The sequence below is a fragment of the Saccharothrix variisporea genome, from assembly GCF_003634995.1.
GTDB lineage: Bacteria > Actinomycetota > Actinomycetes > Mycobacteriales > Pseudonocardiaceae > Actinosynnema > Actinosynnema variisporeum.
Genome location: NZ_RBXR01000001.1, coordinates 768,004 through 783,679, shown reverse-complemented (window position 1 = coordinate 783,679; position 15,676 = coordinate 768,004). Strand labels below are relative to the sequence as shown.

Sequence of the window (15,676 nt, the reverse complement as noted above, 5' to 3'; positions counted from 1 at the left end):
CGTCACCTCGTCCAGGTCGGGGCCCTGAGGGGAGAGGTGCCGGATGGTCGTCGGCGGCGAACATTCCGCATTGCTGTGGCGGAAGAGCACTTACTCGGACAACGACGATTGCGTCGAGGTGGCTCTCCACGAGTCCGGTGCCTTCGTGCGCAACACCCGCAACCGGACCGGGGAAAGCCTTGCCTTCTCCTGGTCCGGTTGGCGGGGCTTCCTGCGGCTTATCGGCGAGCGCTGAACACGGCGAAACTGGGGCTGCGGCGCAGGTCGTCCCAGAACCCGTCGCCCCGGCCGTCGTCGGGCACGACGGTTTCGTGGCGGGTCACGTCGGCGAGGCCGGCGCGGGACAGGGCCGCTTCGAAGGTCCCGCCGGGCCAGAAGAACGAGTCGAACTTGAACGGCGGGTCTCCGAGCACCCGCACCACGACCGGTTGCCGCACGCCGGCGGGGCCGGTGCGTTCGACCTCGTAGCCGTAGCGGCCGTAGTCGGCCAGCAGCGCCCAGTCCGCGTCCGGGTTCGGCACCAGGACGACGATCGTGCCGCCGGGCGCGGTGTTGGCCTTCAGGTTGGCGATCATCGCGTCGAGCCCGGCCACGTCCTCGGCGTACCCGAGCAGCCACACCGCGGTCACCACGTCGAACGACCCGAGCACGGGCAGGGACGCCGCGTCGTGCTGGTGGTACTCGATGCCCAGCGGCTCGCGCCGCTCGACGTGGCGGGCGTGGGCGACCATCTCGGTCGAGGAGTCGACGCCGACGACCCGCTCCGCCCCGGCCGCGCGGAACAGGCGCGGGTAGAAGCCGGTGCCGCAGGCGACGTCGAGCACGGACCGGCCGTGCAGGGGCGGCAGCGCCGCGAGCAGGGTCGCGCGTTCGGCCAGACCGGTCGGGATGTGCTTCGCCCGCTCGTAGACCTCGCCGAGGGCGTCGTACTGATCATCCGAGTTCGCCACGCCCGCCACCGTAGCGGCTAGCGTGTGCCCATGGCCGGGGAACTTCTGGTCGCGCGCGGCACCGCTTACCGCCTTCGGTTCGGGGGTGGGGCGGACGGGATCGAGCGGATGGCGGCGTCGTTGCGCGGGGTGGCGTTCGCGCCGCATCGGCACGACACCTACGCCGTCGGGCTGACGTTGGCCGGGGTGCAGGCGTTCCGGTACCGGGGGTCGTCGTGGCACTGCCTGCCGGGGCGGTGGCACGTGTTGCACCCGGACGAGACGCACGACGGTGGTGCGGGGTCCGAGGAAGGGTTGGACTACCGGATCATCTACCTCGACCCCGCCCTGGTGCAGGACGCGTTGGGCGGTCGGGCGTTGCCGTTCGTGGCTGATCCCGTGCTGGAGCCCACGCCGGCCTCGCGGGCGGTCGCGGACTGGCTGGCGGACATCGACCAGCCCCTGGACGACGTGCAGGCCGTGGAGATGACGACCGCCGTTGTCGACATGTTGACCCAGCACGCCCGTCCGGCGCGGTCCGCGGCGCTCGACCTGGAGGCGGTGCGGCGGGTGCGGGAGTTGCTGGTGGACGACCCCGTCCGGCGGCACCGGGTGGCGGAGTTCGAACGGGTGGCGGGGATGGACCGGTGGGCGGTCGCCCGGCAGTTCCGGGCCGCGTTCGGCACCAGCCCGACGCGGTTCCGGACGCTGCGCCAGCTCGACGTCGCCCGGCGGCTGATCCGCGCGGGCGTGCCGCTGGGCGAGGTGGCGGTGGCGGCGGGCTTCGCCGACCAGAGCCACCTCACCCGGATGTTCAAGCGGGCCTTCGGGTTGACGCCCGCCGTGTGGGCGGCGGGGGTCTCAGGAGCGAGCGCGGATCGCGTGGGCGACGGCGGCCATGTCGGAGCCGCCGTGACCGAGTTCGACGGCCTCGCGGAACAGGGCGTGGCAGACGTCCAGCAGGGGTGAGGCCACCCCGGCGGCGCGGGCGGCCTCGGCGATGAGGCGGTTGTTCTTCAGCACGTCCAGCGCGGCGGCCTGGGGGGCGTAGTCGCTGTCGCGCAGCTTGGCGGTCTTGGCCCGGGACACCGCGGACGCCATCGGTCCCGCGTCGAGGATCGTGGTGAGGGTGCCGAGGTCCAGGCCGTGCGCCTCGGCGAAGACGTAGGACTCCGACAGGCCGGTGGCCAGCGTGATCAGGAAGATGTTGACCGCGAACTTCATCAGCAGCGCACCCGGCACCGGCCCGCACTCGACCACCTGCGCGCACATCGGCGCGAGCACCGGCTTGACGTGCTCCACGTGCTCACCCGACACCATCGCGATGAGCGTGCCCGCCTCGGCCGGCCCCCGCGACCCCGACACGGGCGCCTCGACGTACGTCCCGCCGGCCGCCGCGATGTCGACCTCCAGGCCTTGCGACCAGGCGGCGGCCATGGTGCCCATCTGCACGACGGTCCGCCCCCGCACCCGCTCGGCGAACTCCTCCGTGCCGCGCGCCAGCACCGCGTCCACGGCGGGTTCGTCGGCCAGCATCAGCACCACGACGTCCGCGCGGGCGAACACCTCGGCCGCACTGGCGGCCACCTCCGCCCCGACCGCCGCGACGGGCTCGCACCGGTCGGGAGTGCGGTTCCAGACGACCAGCGGTCCGGCTTTGGCGAGGTTGACGGCCATGGGTTGACCCATGAGCCCGAGTCCGATGAAACCGATCACGCGCAGTTTCTAACTCCGCCCACCGTGCGCGGTCTTGAACGCTTGTGCGCACGCTGTGCACACCCGACGAGCGGTGCGTACATCACCCCGGCCTGGAGGTCAAGAGGTTCGTGTCCCACGATCGGGTGATGGTGGGTGTGGTGCGGGTGCGTGGGGCGGTAGGTTCGGCGTCCGGTCGCCGCGGCGACCGCTGAGGCTCCTCCGCCCGACCGGAGTGGGTGCCTCCAAAGCACGCCGAAGGCGGGCACCGCGATCCCCAGGAGGAAGTCGAGCGGCTCGGTCCGAGCACGCCCGGGACAGTGACAGCGCCGGTCGGGCGGCGTTCCCGGAGGTGTTCGTGTCGAGTGAACTGGTGAGCGTGCCGGCCGCGCACGAGCGGAAGCGCGCCTGGTGCCTGGGCGGCAGGCCGAACACGGCGCGCCGCGGCTGGGACCGCGCGGGCTCCGACCCGCTGGTCCCCGCCGCGCGCGACCTGCCCCAGCAGGCGCTGGAAGCCGCGTGGCTGTGCGCGCTGGCGCGGACCACGGACGGTTTCCGGCGGCGTGGCAGGGTGTTGTCGTCGACGCAGGCCGTGCGGCGAGTGCGGCCGGAGGGCGGCGCCGTCGCGCTGGAGGTCCCCGATGCCGCCCTCAACGACGTGCTGGCCGAGGTGCTGCCGTGCGTGGTCGGTGACCACCTCGTCGGCATCCCGGGGCTGCGCCCGGTGCCCGGCCGCAAGCACCTGGACCTGAGGGTCCTGGGCACGTCGGCGCGGGTCCGGCTGCTGGGCGTGACCAAGGACCGGTGGCGGCAGGCGGCGGATCGGCTCAGCGGTGTCGGGGAACCGTTGTGGCGCAGGGCGGATCCGCACGAGAGCGAGCTGACAACGGTGCCCGTCGACGTGCCGCTCGCCCCGGCAAGCGGCGTGCTGCGACGGCTGCCGTTGTGGCGGGGCGCGGCGTGGCTGAGCGTGGTCGGACGCGGGGACGTGCTCGACCTGTACTGGCGTGGCGGTCCGCCCGGCGACGCGATGGCGGCCATCCTGGGCGACTCGTGCTGCCGCGTGCCGGACGTGACCGCGGTGGCGTACTCCCTGCCCGAGGGCGGGGTGCAGGGCCTGCGCCTGACCCCGGGTGCCCGAGCGCGCGGCGACGAACCGGAGTGGGCGTGGACCCAGTGGCTGGCCCGCAGCGCGCCCGGACCCGGCGCGGTCGAAGCGGCGGTGCACACCGGGGGCGAGCCGCCCGTCGGCGTGCTGCCGCACCTGTGGGAGCAGGACGGCGTCCGGGACGCGCTGGCCCGCCGCGAGATCACCCCGCTGTACCGGCTGCTGCTGCGCCAAGGCGTGTCCCTGGACCGCCTGGTGGCGCTGACCGGCCAGTCGCGCGCCGACGTGGAGGCGGTCGTCGCCGGCCGTCCGGTCGACGACTACGACACCCTCACGCGCATCGCCGAGGGACTCGGCATCCCCAAGGGCTACATGGGCCTCGCCCACGACGAACAGCCGGCTCCGACACCCGCCGACGACCGCGACGAGGCCGCCAAGCGCAGGGCGTTCCTCGTCTACGCGGCCCGGATCACGGTCGGCGCGACCTTCACCGACCAGCCGTGGGACGAGTGCGACCACCGTATGCCCGCCTGACCCCGCCGGAGGGGGTCAGCGGGAGACGTGTTCGGCCAACCCGGCCACGGTCGGGTGGTCGAACACCGCGACCAGGCGAACGTCCACCCCCAGCGTCCGACGCATCCGGGACACGATCCGGTTGGCGATCAACGAGTGGCCCCCCAGCGCGAAGAAGTCGTCGTGCCGCCCCACGGACTCCACGTCCAGGACCTCCCGCCAGATCTCGGCGATCACCGTCTCGGTCTCGGTCAACGGCGGTTCCTCGGTCGACGGGGGTTCGACGGACGACGAGCCGCGCGGCTGGGACACCAGGGCCGCCCGGTCCACCTTGCCGTTGGGCGTGAGCGGCAGGACCGGCAGCTCCACCCACACGTCGGGCACCAGGTACTCCGGCAGCACCTCCGCCATCCGCTCCCGCACCTCCGCCAACGGCCCGGACAGCACCAGGAACGCCTCCAGCCGCCGGGTGTCGGCCCGGTCCCCGGTGGCCACCACGACGGCGTCCCGCACGGCGGGGTCGTCCCGCAGCGCCGCCTCGACCTCGCCGGGCTCGACCCGGTAGCCGCGCTTCTTGACCTGCCCGTCGATGCGCCCCAGGAACTCCAGCCCGTCGGGCGTTTCGCGAACCAGGTCGCCGGTCGCGTAGAGACGGCCGCCGGGCACCCACGGGTCGGGCACGAACCGCTGCGCGGTCAGCGCCGGGTCGCCGACGTACCCGCGCGCCACGCCGTCACCGCCCGCGAACAGCTGGCCCTCGACGGCCGGCTGGAGGTCGTCGTCCAGCACCCGCACGTACGTCCGGTTCAACGGCGTGCCGATCGGCACCGGCCCGTCCACCGGCCGCACGTCGTGGAAGGTGGTGAACGTCGTGACCTCGGTCGGCCCGTACCCGTTGACCAGCCGGCACCCCGGCATCGCGGCCAGGAACCGGCGGGCGTGCGCGGCGGACAGCACGTCCCCGCCGACCACGACCTGCCGCAACCCCTCCAGCGCCGCCACACCCTCGTCCACGACCAGGTGGAACAGCCCGGTCGGGAAGAACGCCGTGGTCACGCCGTGCGACCGCACCCACTCGCCGATCTCGGCCACCGACGCCTTGCCGGCGGGTGCGACGACGAGCCGGCCACCGTTGGCCAGCGCACCCCAGATGTCGAAGGTGGCCGCGTCGAAGGACGGCGAGGACAGGTGCAGCATGGTCTCGCCGTCCAGCGACACGCACCCGGGCTCGCGCACCAGCCGCACGATCCCCCGGTGCGTGACCGCGACCCCCTTGGGCTTGCCGGTCGAGCCGGACGTGAACATGACGTAGGCGAGGTCATCGGGGTGCACGGCAACGTCCACCGGATCGGCGGGCTCGGGCAGCTCGTCCAGCAACACCACCGGTCCGGGCACCCGCCCGGCCAGCGAACCGACCGTGACCACGACCGGCGAGGACACGGCGCCGAGCATGTACTCCAGCCGGGCCGCCGGGTACTCCGGGTCGAGCGGCACGTAGTGGCCGCCCGCCTTCAGCACTGCCAGCGCCGCCAGCACGAACTCCGCCGACCGGTGCAGGAACACGCCGACCGGGTCGCCCGGCCGCACGCCGGACGCGACGAGCCGGGCGGCCAATCCGTTGGCACGGGCGTCCAGTTCGCCGTAGGTCAGCGACCGCTCGGACGACACGACGGCGATACGAGAGGGGTGGGCGGTCGCCGCTGCGGCGACCAGGGTGTGCACGGTCATTTCTGGTCCTCGACGGAAGGGATGTCGGTGATGACGTCGGTGGTCAGGAAGTCGAACGCGGTGCCGTGCAACAACTCGTCGGCGACACCCGCGAAGTCGGGATCGGAAGCGTCGAGCTGCGCCCACAGCCCCGCCAGGCGGACCCGCGCGGACGCACAGGCGATGTCGGCCAACAACGCGGTCTCGTCGGAACCCGCACGGGCCAGCACCACGGCCATGCCCAACAGCTCACGCGCGATCCCGCCCAGCGTGATCACGGTCCGCTGCCGGGCCATGAGCTCCTCTCGCCCGTAAGACCCGGTCAGACGAGCGCACACGTCCCCGAGCCGCGCGGCCTCGTCGACCAGGAACCGGAAGTGCTCACGGCACCGCGGCGGCAGCGCAAGGTCGTCCACAGTGGACTCGAAGGAACCCGGAGCCCCCGAGTACCAGGCCTCCAGGCCGCCCTCGGCGGACCAGTAGTCCAGCAGGAAGTCCACGCCGCCGGCCACTCGCAGCCCGCGCGCGTCCCGGACGAACCGCTCCACCGGCAACGCGGGCGCACCGCGCCGGGCCTTGCTGCGCGCGGTCTCGATGCCCTCGCCGCCGAGCAGCCCCACGGTCCGGTCGACCGCCCGCCAGCACGCCAGCGAGGTCAGGTTCTTGGCGGCGGTCAGGTCCGGCCCGGTGTCGGCGCGGTCCTGCCCCAGCAGCCCCCACGCCACCACGCTCTCCACCAGGAACACGTCCGCCGCGGTCTCGGCGACCCGCCGCTGGATCTCCTCGTAGGACGCCAACGGCCGGTCGTCCATGACCCGCCGGGTGACGAAGTTCCGCTGCCACCCCAGGCACAGCTTGGCGATGGCCAGCGACGGCGAGGCGATGATGAGCGTCCGCGCCAGGGTCGCCAGGCGGGCGATCTCGGGCGCGTACCGGGCTTCGTCGGCCGACGCGGGCAGCATGTTCTCTGCCGGTACCCGCACGTCCGTGAACCGCAGCACGCCGATCGACGCGCCCTTGAGCCCGAGGAACTCCTGCGTGGTCACGACCTCGAAGCCGGGGGAGTCGGTCTCCACGAAGAAGTACCGGATCTGCCGGACCCCGTCCACCTCGACCGTGCAGGCCACGTCGAGCAGCCGTGCCAGCGGGCCGTTGCCGATGAACACCTTCTCGCCGTTGACGACGTACTCGTCCCCGTGGGGCACGGCGGTGGTGTGCCGGCGGTGGTTGGCGGCCCCGTTGGCCTCGGTGTCGGCGCTGCCGGACACGATCCCGGCCCGCACGTGCCGCTCGATCAGCGAGCGCAGCGGCCCGTCCTCGACGATCGGCAGGTAGGAGCCGGAGCCGAACCCGTTGCCGATGGCCAGCGACCACGCCACCGCCGGCGACCAACTGGCCACGGCCTCGACCACCCGCATCGCGTTGTACGGCGACAACGCCAGTCCGCCCAGCTCCGGACCCATCAGCAGCTTGTAGAAACCGGCGTCCTGCAACGCGTCGGTCAACCCGGCCGGCAGGACCCCGGTGCGGTCCAGCAGTTCGGGGTCGACGTGTGCCCGCACGAGCGCCGTGGCGGCGGCGACGGCCTGGTCGCCGGCCGCCCGGTCGGCGGGGTCCTGGGTCGGGAAGGGGCGCAGGAGGTCCCAGCGCACCCGACCCAGGAACAGGTCATCGAAGAAGGCCCGCAAGGTCGGCGGCGAGGCGACGGAGGACGTCATCGTGGTGCTCCCGGAAGTAGAAGTGGCCCCCTGCGAACAGGTGCAGTGCGAACGCGCCGGTGGTGTACCGGTCCCAGCCGGCCAGGTCGGGCTCGGCGACGGTGTCGTCGGACCCGCCCAGCGCGGTGATCGCGCAGTCCAGGGGAGTGGTGTGGTGATGGCGGTAGCCGGCGACGACGGACAGGTCCGCGCGCAGCGGGCCCAGGACCATGTCCTGCCACTCGGGGTCGTCGCGGACCTCGGCGGGCAGCGGCCCGAACTGCTCCTCGACGGCGGCGATGAGCCCGGCCTGGTCGAGCCGGTGGGCGGTGTCGTCGCCCACGTGCCGGTGCGGTGCCTCGTGGGCGGACACCAGCAGCCGTTCCGGGCCCGGCCGCCCGAGGTCGCGCAACGCCACCGCGACCTCGTAGGCGACCAGCGCGCCCAGGCTGTGCCCGAAGAACGCGCACGGCCCGGTGAAGTCCACCTGGGCCACGATCGCGCGCACCAGGTCGGTCATCGAGGTGTGCGACGGCTCGTCCAGGCGGGTGCCCCGGCCGGGCAGTTGCACGCCCCACACCTCGATGTCGGGCAGGTCGTCGGCCCACCGCAGGAACTCGCCCGCCGACCCGCCGCTGTGCGGGAAGCAGTACAGGCGCAGCCGCGCGTCGGGGCGCTTGCGGCGGCACAGCAGCCACGGGTTCATCGCCGGTCCTCGATCAGCTTGGCCAGGCCGGCGACGGTCGGCGCGCGGAACAGGTCCCGCACCCCCAGCTCCACGCCCAGGTCGGCGCGCACCATCCCGACGACCCGGGTGGCGAGCATCGAGTCGCCGCCCAGCGCGACGAAGTTGTCGTCCGCGTCCACGTGCCGCAGCCCGAGGATCGCGCCGAACGCTGCGGCCAGCACCCGCTCGGTCTCGCTGAGCACCACCTGGGCGGCCTCCGTCTCGACCTCGGGCTCTTCGTCGGCGTCCAAGCGGAACAACTTGCGCTCGAACGGGTACGTGGGCAGTGCGGTCTTGTACGGCTGCTCGGGGTGCAGCGCCGCCCAGTCGACCTCCACGCCCGCCTGCCACAGCGCGCCCACCGCGTGCAGCAGCACGGCCGGGCCGGGCACGTCCTCGGCGGGGTGCGGCATGCTGGCCACCACGACCCGCTCGGGCGTGGACTGCTGCCGCGCCAGGCCCGACAGCGTCCGCCCGGGGCCGACCTCGACCAGCGCGAGGTCCGCGGGCAGCGCGGCCAGGGCGTCGGCGAACCGGACGGTCTCCCGGAAGTGCGCGCTCCAGAACGCCGGGTCGGTGGCCTCGTCGGCGGTGACGAACCGGCCGGTCCGGTCGGACATCCACGGGATGACCGGCGGGTGCGGGGTGACCCCGGCGACCTTCTTCTCGAAGCCCGACAGCACCGGCTCGACCAGCGTGGAGTGCGCGGCGGTGCTGATCCGCAGCAGCCGGCCGTCCACGCCCGCTCCCGCGAGCCGCACCCGCAGGTCGTCCACCTCGGACAGCGGTCCGGCGACCACGCACTGCGCGGGTCCGTTCACCGCCGCCAGCGACAGCCCGCCCAGCAGCGGCAGCACCTCGGCTTCGGGCAGCGGCACGGCGAGCATCCCGCCCGTCGGGATCGAGTCCATCAGCCGACCGCGCTCCACCACCAGGCTCAGCGCGTCCTCCACGGACAGCACGCCCGCGATCGCCGCCGCCGCGTACGCGCCCAGGCTGTGCCCGACCACAGCGGCGGGCCGGACGCCCCACGACATCCACAGCTTGGCCAGCGCGTACTCCACGGCGAACACGGCCGGCTGGCCGACGCTCATCGTGGCCAGGCGCTCGGCGTCGCCCCGGAACACCACGTCCCGCAGGTCGATCCCGGGCAGCACCAGGTCCGCGCACCGGTCGAACTCGGCGCGGAACACCGCCTCCCGCCGGTACAGCTCACGCCCCATGCCGACGTGCTGCCCGCCCTGGCCGGGGAACAGGAACGCCACCCCGGGCACCCGCTCCGGCACCGGCTTGCTCCCCAGCCGCCGGAGCTGCTCGGCCGCGTCGGCCGCGTCCTCCGCGACCACGAAACCGCGGTGGGAGAACGACTTCCGCCCGGTCTGCAACGTCCACGCCACCTCCGGCAGCGACTCGCCGGAGACGTGCGCGGCGAGCCGGGCACCGGCCTGGGCGACCGCGTCGGCACTGCGCGCGGACACCGGCAGCAGTTGGTGCCCGACCTCGGGCGTGCGGTCCCGCGCCGGCGCTTCCTCCAGCACCACGTGCGCGTTGGTGCCGCCGATCCCGAGCGAGTTGACGCCCGCCCGGCGCGGCTGAGCGGACCGCGGCCACGCCACCGCGTCCGCGCTCACCCGGAACGGCGTCGAGGAGAGCTCCAGCATCGGGTTGGGGGAGCGGAAGTGCACGGTGCCGGGCACCAGCTCGTGGTCCAGCGCCAGCACGGCCTTGATGAACCCGATCACCCCGGCCGCCGCGTCGGTGTGGCCGATGTTGGTCTTCACCGACCCGAGCAGGCAGAACCCGGTCTCGTCCACCGCGAACGCCTTGGCCAGCGCCCGCACCTCGATCGGGTCGCCCACGGGCGTCCCGGTGCCGTGCGCCTCGACGTACCCGATGGTCGCGGGGTCGACGTCGGCCAGCTCCAGCGCGGCCCGGACGGCGGCGGCCTGCCCGTCCACGCTGGGCGCGGTGAAGCCGACCTTGCCCGCGCCGTCGTTGTTGACCGCCGACGCCAGGATCACGGCGTGGATGCGGTCGCGGTCGGCGAGGGCGTCATCGAGACGTTTCAACGCCACCACGCCCGCGCCGTCCGAGGCCACAGTGCCCTGCGCGGACGCGTCGAACGCCCGGCAGTGCCCGTCCGGCGCGATGATCCCGGACTCGGGCTCCTCGACCGGGAACGGCACGTGCAGCGTGATGCCTCCGGCCAACGCCAGGTCGCACTCGCCCGCCAGCAACGCCTGCGCGGCGGTGTGGATGGCCACCAGCGAGGTCGAGCACGCGGTCTGGACGGTCACCGCCGGCCCGGTGAGGCCGAACTTGTAGGACACGCGGCTGGTCAGGAAGTCCACGCCGCCGGCCATCCGGAACTGGAGCTCGGAGGTGTTGGGGAACCGGTGCCGGTGCTGCCGCAGCACCTCGGAGTACCCGGTGTCGCCGCTGCCGCCGTACACGCCGATGGCGCCGTCGAACCGGGTCGGGTCGCACCCGGCGTGCTCCAGCGCCTCCCAGGCGACCTCCAGGAACACGCGGTGCTGCGGGTCCAGCAACTGGGCTTCGCTGGGCGCGTAGCCGAAGAAGCCGGCGTCGAACCGGTCACCGCCGGCCGGTGTGCGCTCGGCGGACTCGGCACCGGCGGCCAGGTTCGCCCAGAACCCGGCGAGGTCGGGCGCGCCGGGGAACCGGCCCGCCATGCCGATGACGGCCAAGTGGGGGCTTTCCTCGTTCATGCGGGCACCTCCTGGAGGTCGTGGTTCTTCAGGGACCGCACCGGCGAGAGCAGGGGCGGCAGGACGGACAGCGCGCACACGCCGGCGGCGAGCCACAGCACGGTGCGGATGCCCAGGGGCGCGACCAGCAGGCCGCCGATCACGGCGCCGAGCGGGAGCGTGCCCCACTCGATGAACCGCAGGGTCGCGTTCATGCGGCCGAGGAGCCGTTCCGGCGTGGCCAGCTGGCGCATGGTCACGGAGACGACGTTGTAGACGACGACCCCGAGGTAGACGACGAACAACCCGAGCCCGAACGTCCAGGCGTCCCACGCGAGCGGCAGCAGCGCCGCGCCCACGGTGAACAGGACGATCGAACCGATCAGCAGCGGGCCGGCCGGCAGGCGTTCGCTGAGCTTGCCGCTGAGCACGGCCCCGACCAGGCCGCCGGCGTTGCCCACGGCCAGTACGACACCGATCGCGGTGGCGCCCAGGTGCAGGTCGTCGGCCGCGAACACCACCTGCAACGCGAGGACGGCGGCGAAGGCGAAGTTGGCGGCGGCGTCGGCCAGCGCCAACGGCCGCAGCACGGGGTGCCCGAGCACGAACCGGACGCCCTCGCCGATCTCCCGGCCCAGGCCCTGCCGCTCGGCCTCCGGGGTCGCGGTGTCGCGGCCCTTGACGAACAGCAGCAGGAAGAACGAGCCGACGTAGCTCAGGGCGTCCACCAGGATCGCCACCGGCGCGGTGACCAGCTGCACCAGCGCGCCACCGGCGCTCGGCCCGGCCAGCTGCGCGAACGACCGGGAGCCCTCCAGCTTGGCGTTGCCGTCCGCGAGTTGGTCTTCGGAGAGCAGGACGGGCAGGTAGGACATCTGGGCCACGTCGAAGAACAGGGTGCCCAGGCCGACCACGAACGCCACGGCGAACAGCAGCGGCAAGGTCAGCGCGTCCAGCAGGTAGGCCACCGGCACCGCGCCGAGCGCGATCGCCCGGGCAGCGTCGGAGACGAGCAGCACGGGCCGCTTCCTCATGCGCTCGACCCAGGCCCCGGCGGGCAGGCCGAACAGCAGGATGGGCGCGTACTCGGCGGCGGCCAGCAGGCTGACCTGCGCGGCCGACGCGTCCAGCAGCAGGAGTGCCGCCAGCGGCAGGGCGAGCAGCGTGATCTGCGTGCCCAGCAGGCTCAGGGTCTGCGCGAAGAACAGGTTGCGGAACCCGAGCAGGCGCATCACGGTCACCGGAACTCCCGCAGGCTCTTGGGGCGCATGTCGGTCCACACGGTCCGGATGTGGTCCAGGCACGCGGACTTCGTGCCCGTCACGCCGGCGGACACCCAGCCCGGCGGCAGCGCCCGGTCGGTGGGCCACAGCGAGTACTGCTCTTCGTCGTTGCGCACGACCGTGTAGTGGCGGTCGTCGTTGTCCTCGAACATGTCCGGGTTTCCTTCAGCGTCGGCGCGGCCGGCGCGCGCGGGGGCGCCGGGTGGTCGGGTCCTCGCCGCCGGACAGGTGCCGGGCCAGCGAGGCGATCGTCGGGTACTCGTAGAGGGTCACCATCGGCAGCGCGCGTCCCAGCAGGTCGCGCAGGCGGCGGTGGACCCGGGCGAGCGTGAGCGAACTGCCGCCCAGCTCGAAGAAGTTGTCGTGCACGCCGACCCGGTCCAGCTCCAGGGCGTCCTGCCACACGGCGGCCAGGTCGCGCTCCAGGTCGGTGCTCGCCTGTGCCGACGTCGGCGCGCTGAACGTGGGCGCGGGCAGCGCCTTCTCGTCCACCTTGCCGTTGGCGTTCAACGGGATCGACTTCATCGGGACGAACGCCCCGGGCACCAGGTGCACCGGCAGCCGCGCGTTCAAGTGGCCGCGCAGGTCGTCCGGGACCTCCGGAACGACGTAGGCGACCAGCCGCTCGTCCCGCGCCACCACGACGGCGTCGGTGATGTCCGGGTGCGCCGACAGCGCCGCCTCGACGTGACCGGGCTCGATCCGGTAACCGCGCACCTTGAGCTGCTTGTCCAGGCGCCCCAGCACTTCCAGTTGCCCGTCCGCCCGCCACCGGGCGCGGTCACCACTGCGGTGCAGGCGCGCGCCGGGCACGAACGGGTGTGGCACGAACCGATCGGCGGTGAGGTCCGGGCGGCCGAGGTAGCCGCGCGCCAGGCAGTCACCGCCGAGGTAGAGCTGGCCGGGGACGCCGACCGGCACGGGTTCCAGGTTCCCGTCCAGCACGTAGGCGGTGACGCCGGGCAGGGGACGGCCGATGGTGACCGTGCGGTCGTCCAGCGGGGTCGCGGTGGCGTTGACGGTGGTCTCGGTGAGGCCGTAGCAGTTGACCAGCGGCACACCGACTTCGTCCTGCCAGCGCCGGAGGGTGTCCGGGTCCACCGGTTCCGCGCCGATGGAGACCATGCGGAGCGTCGGCGCGGGGTCGCGGCCGTCGGCCCAGGCGCGGTGCGCCCACTGCCGCCAGTTGCTGGAGGTGAGGATCGTGAAGGTGATCCGGTGCTCCCGCATGAGGTCGGTGAGGTTCTCGGGGCTGGGCGCGGGGTCGGGCGCGAGGACGACGCACCCACCGGCGGTCCAGGTCGGGTAGAGCTCCTCGGCCGTGATGTCGAAGCCCGCGTTGGCGAACTGGAGCACGCGCTCGTCGGCGGTGTGGCCGTAGTAGTCGGCCATCGACAGCGCCATGTTCGCGAGCGCCCGGTGGTTGACGGCGACCCCCTTGGGCTCCCCGGTCGACCCGGACGTGAAGAGCACGTACGCCAAGTTGTCCGGATTTGTCGTACCCCTGTGGGACAATGGAGACGGGGGCCGGAGGCCAACCGAGGGTGACAACGCCGGCGGCACCACCACGACATCGCTGGGCAGGCGGTGAGCCAGGTCGTCCGCAGAGACCACAGCGGACACTCCCGCTGCCTCGATCACCCGCTGCAAGTAGGCCGGTGGGTGAGTGGGGCTCAGCGGTAGGTAGGCCGCGCCGGACTTCAGAACCGCGAGCAGGCTCGTGATCAGGTCGATCCCGCGCGGCATCAGCACACCCACGACCTCGTCCGGCTGCACGTCCAGCGCGGCGGCCAGAGCGTCGGAGCGGGCGTCCAACTCGGCGTAGGTCAGGACGACACCCTCGCCCTCCAAGGCCGGCCGAAGCGGATGCACTGCGGCCGAGCGGCGGAACAGCTCGTGCACCGGCAGATCACCGGAGCGCGCAGGCGAGGTTTCGTGCCACTCGCCCAAAATCCGCGTCGACTCGAGCTCCGACAGCAGCGGGAGTCGCCGGACCGGGGTGTCGGGTGCGGCGACCCCCGCCGTGAGCAGTCGGGTGAACTGCTCGCCGAGCCGGTGCGCGGTGGGGGCGTCGAACAGCTCGGTGCTGTAGGTGAGCACGCCGATCAAGCCCTTCGGCGTGCCCTGCACGGTCAGGTCCAGGTCGAACTTCGCCGTCGTGGGCAGCGGCGTGCGCAGGGAAGCGACCAGGCCGCGGAACCTCGGCTGCGCCAGGGGAGCGGGGTCGGCGCTGAAGATCGTCTGGACCAGCGGGGTGTGGCTGGGGGAGCGGTCGGCGCGGACCAGGTCCACCAAGCGGTCGAACGGCACGCCCTGGTGGGTCACCGCGTCCAGCACGGACGCCCGCACCCGGCCCAGCAGCTCGCCGAACGTCGGGTCGCCGGACAGGTCGACCCGCACCGGCACGGTGTCCACGAACATCCCGATCAGCCGGTCGGCGTCGGGCAGTGCCCGGTCCGCGACCGGCGTGCCCAGCAGCACCTCCGGGGCACCGGTCAACCGGCCCAGCAACGCCGCGTACGCGGTCATGAGCAGCATGAACGGGCTGGCGCGGTGGCGTGCGGCCGCCGCGACGACGTCCGGCACCGAGAAGACGTGGGTCGCGCCGGCGGTGCCGCGCACGGCGGGTCGGGGCCGGTCGGACGGCAGCGTCAGCACGTCCGGCGCGCCCGCCAGGTACTCGCGCCACCACTCCAGGTCCTGCTCGCGCTCCCACGAGAGCGTGGGCACCGGCGCGGGCTCGATCCCGGCGTACAGATCGGCCAGCTCGTCGAACAGCACGTGCAGGGACTGCCCGTCGGACACGATGTGGTGGGTGGCCACGCCCAGCAGGTGCTCCTCGGGCCCGATCCGCACGACCACCGCGCGGAACAGCGGCCCGCGGGCCAGGTCGAACGGGCGCTCGGCCCACTCGTCCACGTACCGGCAGGCGTCGGCGAAGCCGAGGGAAACCACAGGCAGCTCAACCTCCGCAGCCGGGGACACCCGGGCGACGGGCGACCCGTCGACGACGGGGAACGTCGTGCGCAGGGCCTCGTGCCGGGCGACGACCCGGGTGAAGGCGTGCCGCAGGGCGGCCAGGTCCAGGGGCCCGGTCAGGTGGACCGAGCAGAAGACGTTGTAGAGGGGGCTGCCGGGGTGGAGTTCGTCCACCAGCCACAGCCCGCGTTGGGCGGCCGACAGCGGCGTCGTGGTCCGGGGTTGCGCGCTCACTCGATGGGTCCTTCCGCGATGACTGCGGCCAAGACTGCGGGCCTGCGCCCGATCGGGTAATCCGGGCGGACCCGGAGCACGCCGCTTGCCCGGCGG

At 73.3% G+C, this 15,676-nt stretch carries 12 protein-coding genes; 3 read left to right on the top strand and 9 right to left on the bottom strand.

Annotated elements, in window-relative coordinates; translation table 11 throughout:
- Positions 1-43: 43 nt before the first annotated feature.
- Positions 44-235 carry a DUF397 domain-containing protein gene (locus DFJ66_RS03535; protein WP_121217877.1) on the top strand — a complete coding sequence of 64 codons (192 nt, stop codon included), beginning with the start codon at positions 44-46 and terminating at the stop codon, positions 233-235.
- On the opposite strand, the gene DFJ66_RS03530 is transcribed toward DFJ66_RS03535, so the two are convergent.
- Complete coding sequence (locus tag DFJ66_RS03530) at positions 219-950, bottom strand: class I SAM-dependent methyltransferase (RefSeq protein WP_246029562.1); 732 nt, start codon at positions 948-950, stop codon at positions 219-221. The two genes, DFJ66_RS03535 and DFJ66_RS03530, sit on opposite strands and share 17 nt — an antisense overlap.
- Before the next feature lie 30 nt (positions 951-980).
- On the opposite strand from DFJ66_RS03530, the gene DFJ66_RS03525 reads away from it, so the two are divergent.
- Positions 981-1,898: an AraC family transcriptional regulator gene (locus DFJ66_RS03525; RefSeq protein WP_121230598.1), complete on the top strand. Its 918-nt coding sequence runs from the start codon at positions 981-983 to the stop codon at positions 1,896-1,898.
- Here DFJ66_RS03525 and DFJ66_RS03520 read toward each other — a convergent pair.
- On the bottom strand, positions 1,791-2,645 hold the full coding sequence (locus DFJ66_RS03520; protein WP_342776939.1) for an NAD(P)-dependent oxidoreductase: 855 nt from the start codon (positions 2,643-2,645) through the stop codon (positions 1,791-1,793). The genes DFJ66_RS03525 and DFJ66_RS03520 overlap by 108 nt on opposite strands.
- A gap of 337 nt (positions 2,646-2,982) precedes the next feature.
- Between DFJ66_RS03520 and DFJ66_RS03515 the strand changes: the two genes are divergently transcribed.
- Complete coding sequence (locus tag DFJ66_RS03515; RefSeq protein WP_147459161.1) at positions 2,983-4,266, top strand: hypothetical protein; 1,284 nt, start codon at positions 2,983-2,985, stop codon at positions 4,264-4,266.
- 15 nt (positions 4,267-4,281) lie between these two features.
- Here DFJ66_RS03515 and DFJ66_RS03510 read toward each other — a convergent pair whose 3' ends face one another.
- From DFJ66_RS03510 to DFJ66_RS03480, 7 genes are read right to left on the bottom strand one after another with little or no spacing between them, the layout of a single operon-like run.
- Complete coding sequence (locus DFJ66_RS03510; RefSeq protein WP_121217869.1) at positions 4,282-5,973, bottom strand: non-ribosomal peptide synthetase; 1,692 nt, start codon at positions 5,971-5,973, stop codon at positions 4,282-4,284.
- Complete coding sequence (locus tag DFJ66_RS03505; RefSeq protein WP_121217867.1) at positions 5,970-7,670, bottom strand: acyl-CoA dehydrogenase family protein; 1,701 nt, start codon at positions 7,668-7,670, stop codon at positions 5,970-5,972. Before DFJ66_RS03505 ends, DFJ66_RS03510 begins: the two co-directional genes overlap by 4 nt.
- A complete protein-coding gene (locus tag DFJ66_RS03500; protein WP_121217865.1) occupies positions 7,621-8,355 on the bottom strand; it encodes a thioesterase II family protein in 735 nt (244 codons plus the stop codon). The genes DFJ66_RS03505 and DFJ66_RS03500 overlap by 50 nt, the downstream gene beginning before the upstream one ends.
- Positions 8,352-11,105 carry a type I polyketide synthase gene (locus DFJ66_RS03495; protein WP_121217863.1) on the bottom strand — a complete coding sequence of 918 codons (2,754 nt, stop codon included), beginning with the start codon at positions 11,103-11,105 and terminating at the stop codon, positions 8,352-8,354. Before DFJ66_RS03495 ends, DFJ66_RS03500 begins: the two co-directional genes overlap by 4 nt.
- Positions 11,102-12,316 (bottom strand): MFS transporter, encoded by a 1,215-nt coding sequence (locus DFJ66_RS03490; RefSeq protein WP_246030160.1) that lies wholly within the window; start codon positions 12,314-12,316, stop codon positions 11,102-11,104. Before DFJ66_RS03490 ends, DFJ66_RS03495 begins: the two co-directional genes overlap by 4 nt.
- A gap of 5 nt (positions 12,317-12,321) precedes the next feature.
- Positions 12,322-12,519 (bottom strand): MbtH family protein, encoded by a 198-nt coding sequence (locus DFJ66_RS03485; RefSeq protein ID WP_121217858.1) that lies wholly within the window; start codon positions 12,517-12,519, stop codon positions 12,322-12,324.
- 13 nt (positions 12,520-12,532) lie between these two features.
- Entirely contained in the window at positions 12,533-15,580 is a 3,048-nt protein-coding gene (locus DFJ66_RS03480; protein WP_170199112.1) for a non-ribosomal peptide synthetase, read from the bottom strand.
- Positions 15,581-15,676 lie beyond the last annotated feature (96 nt).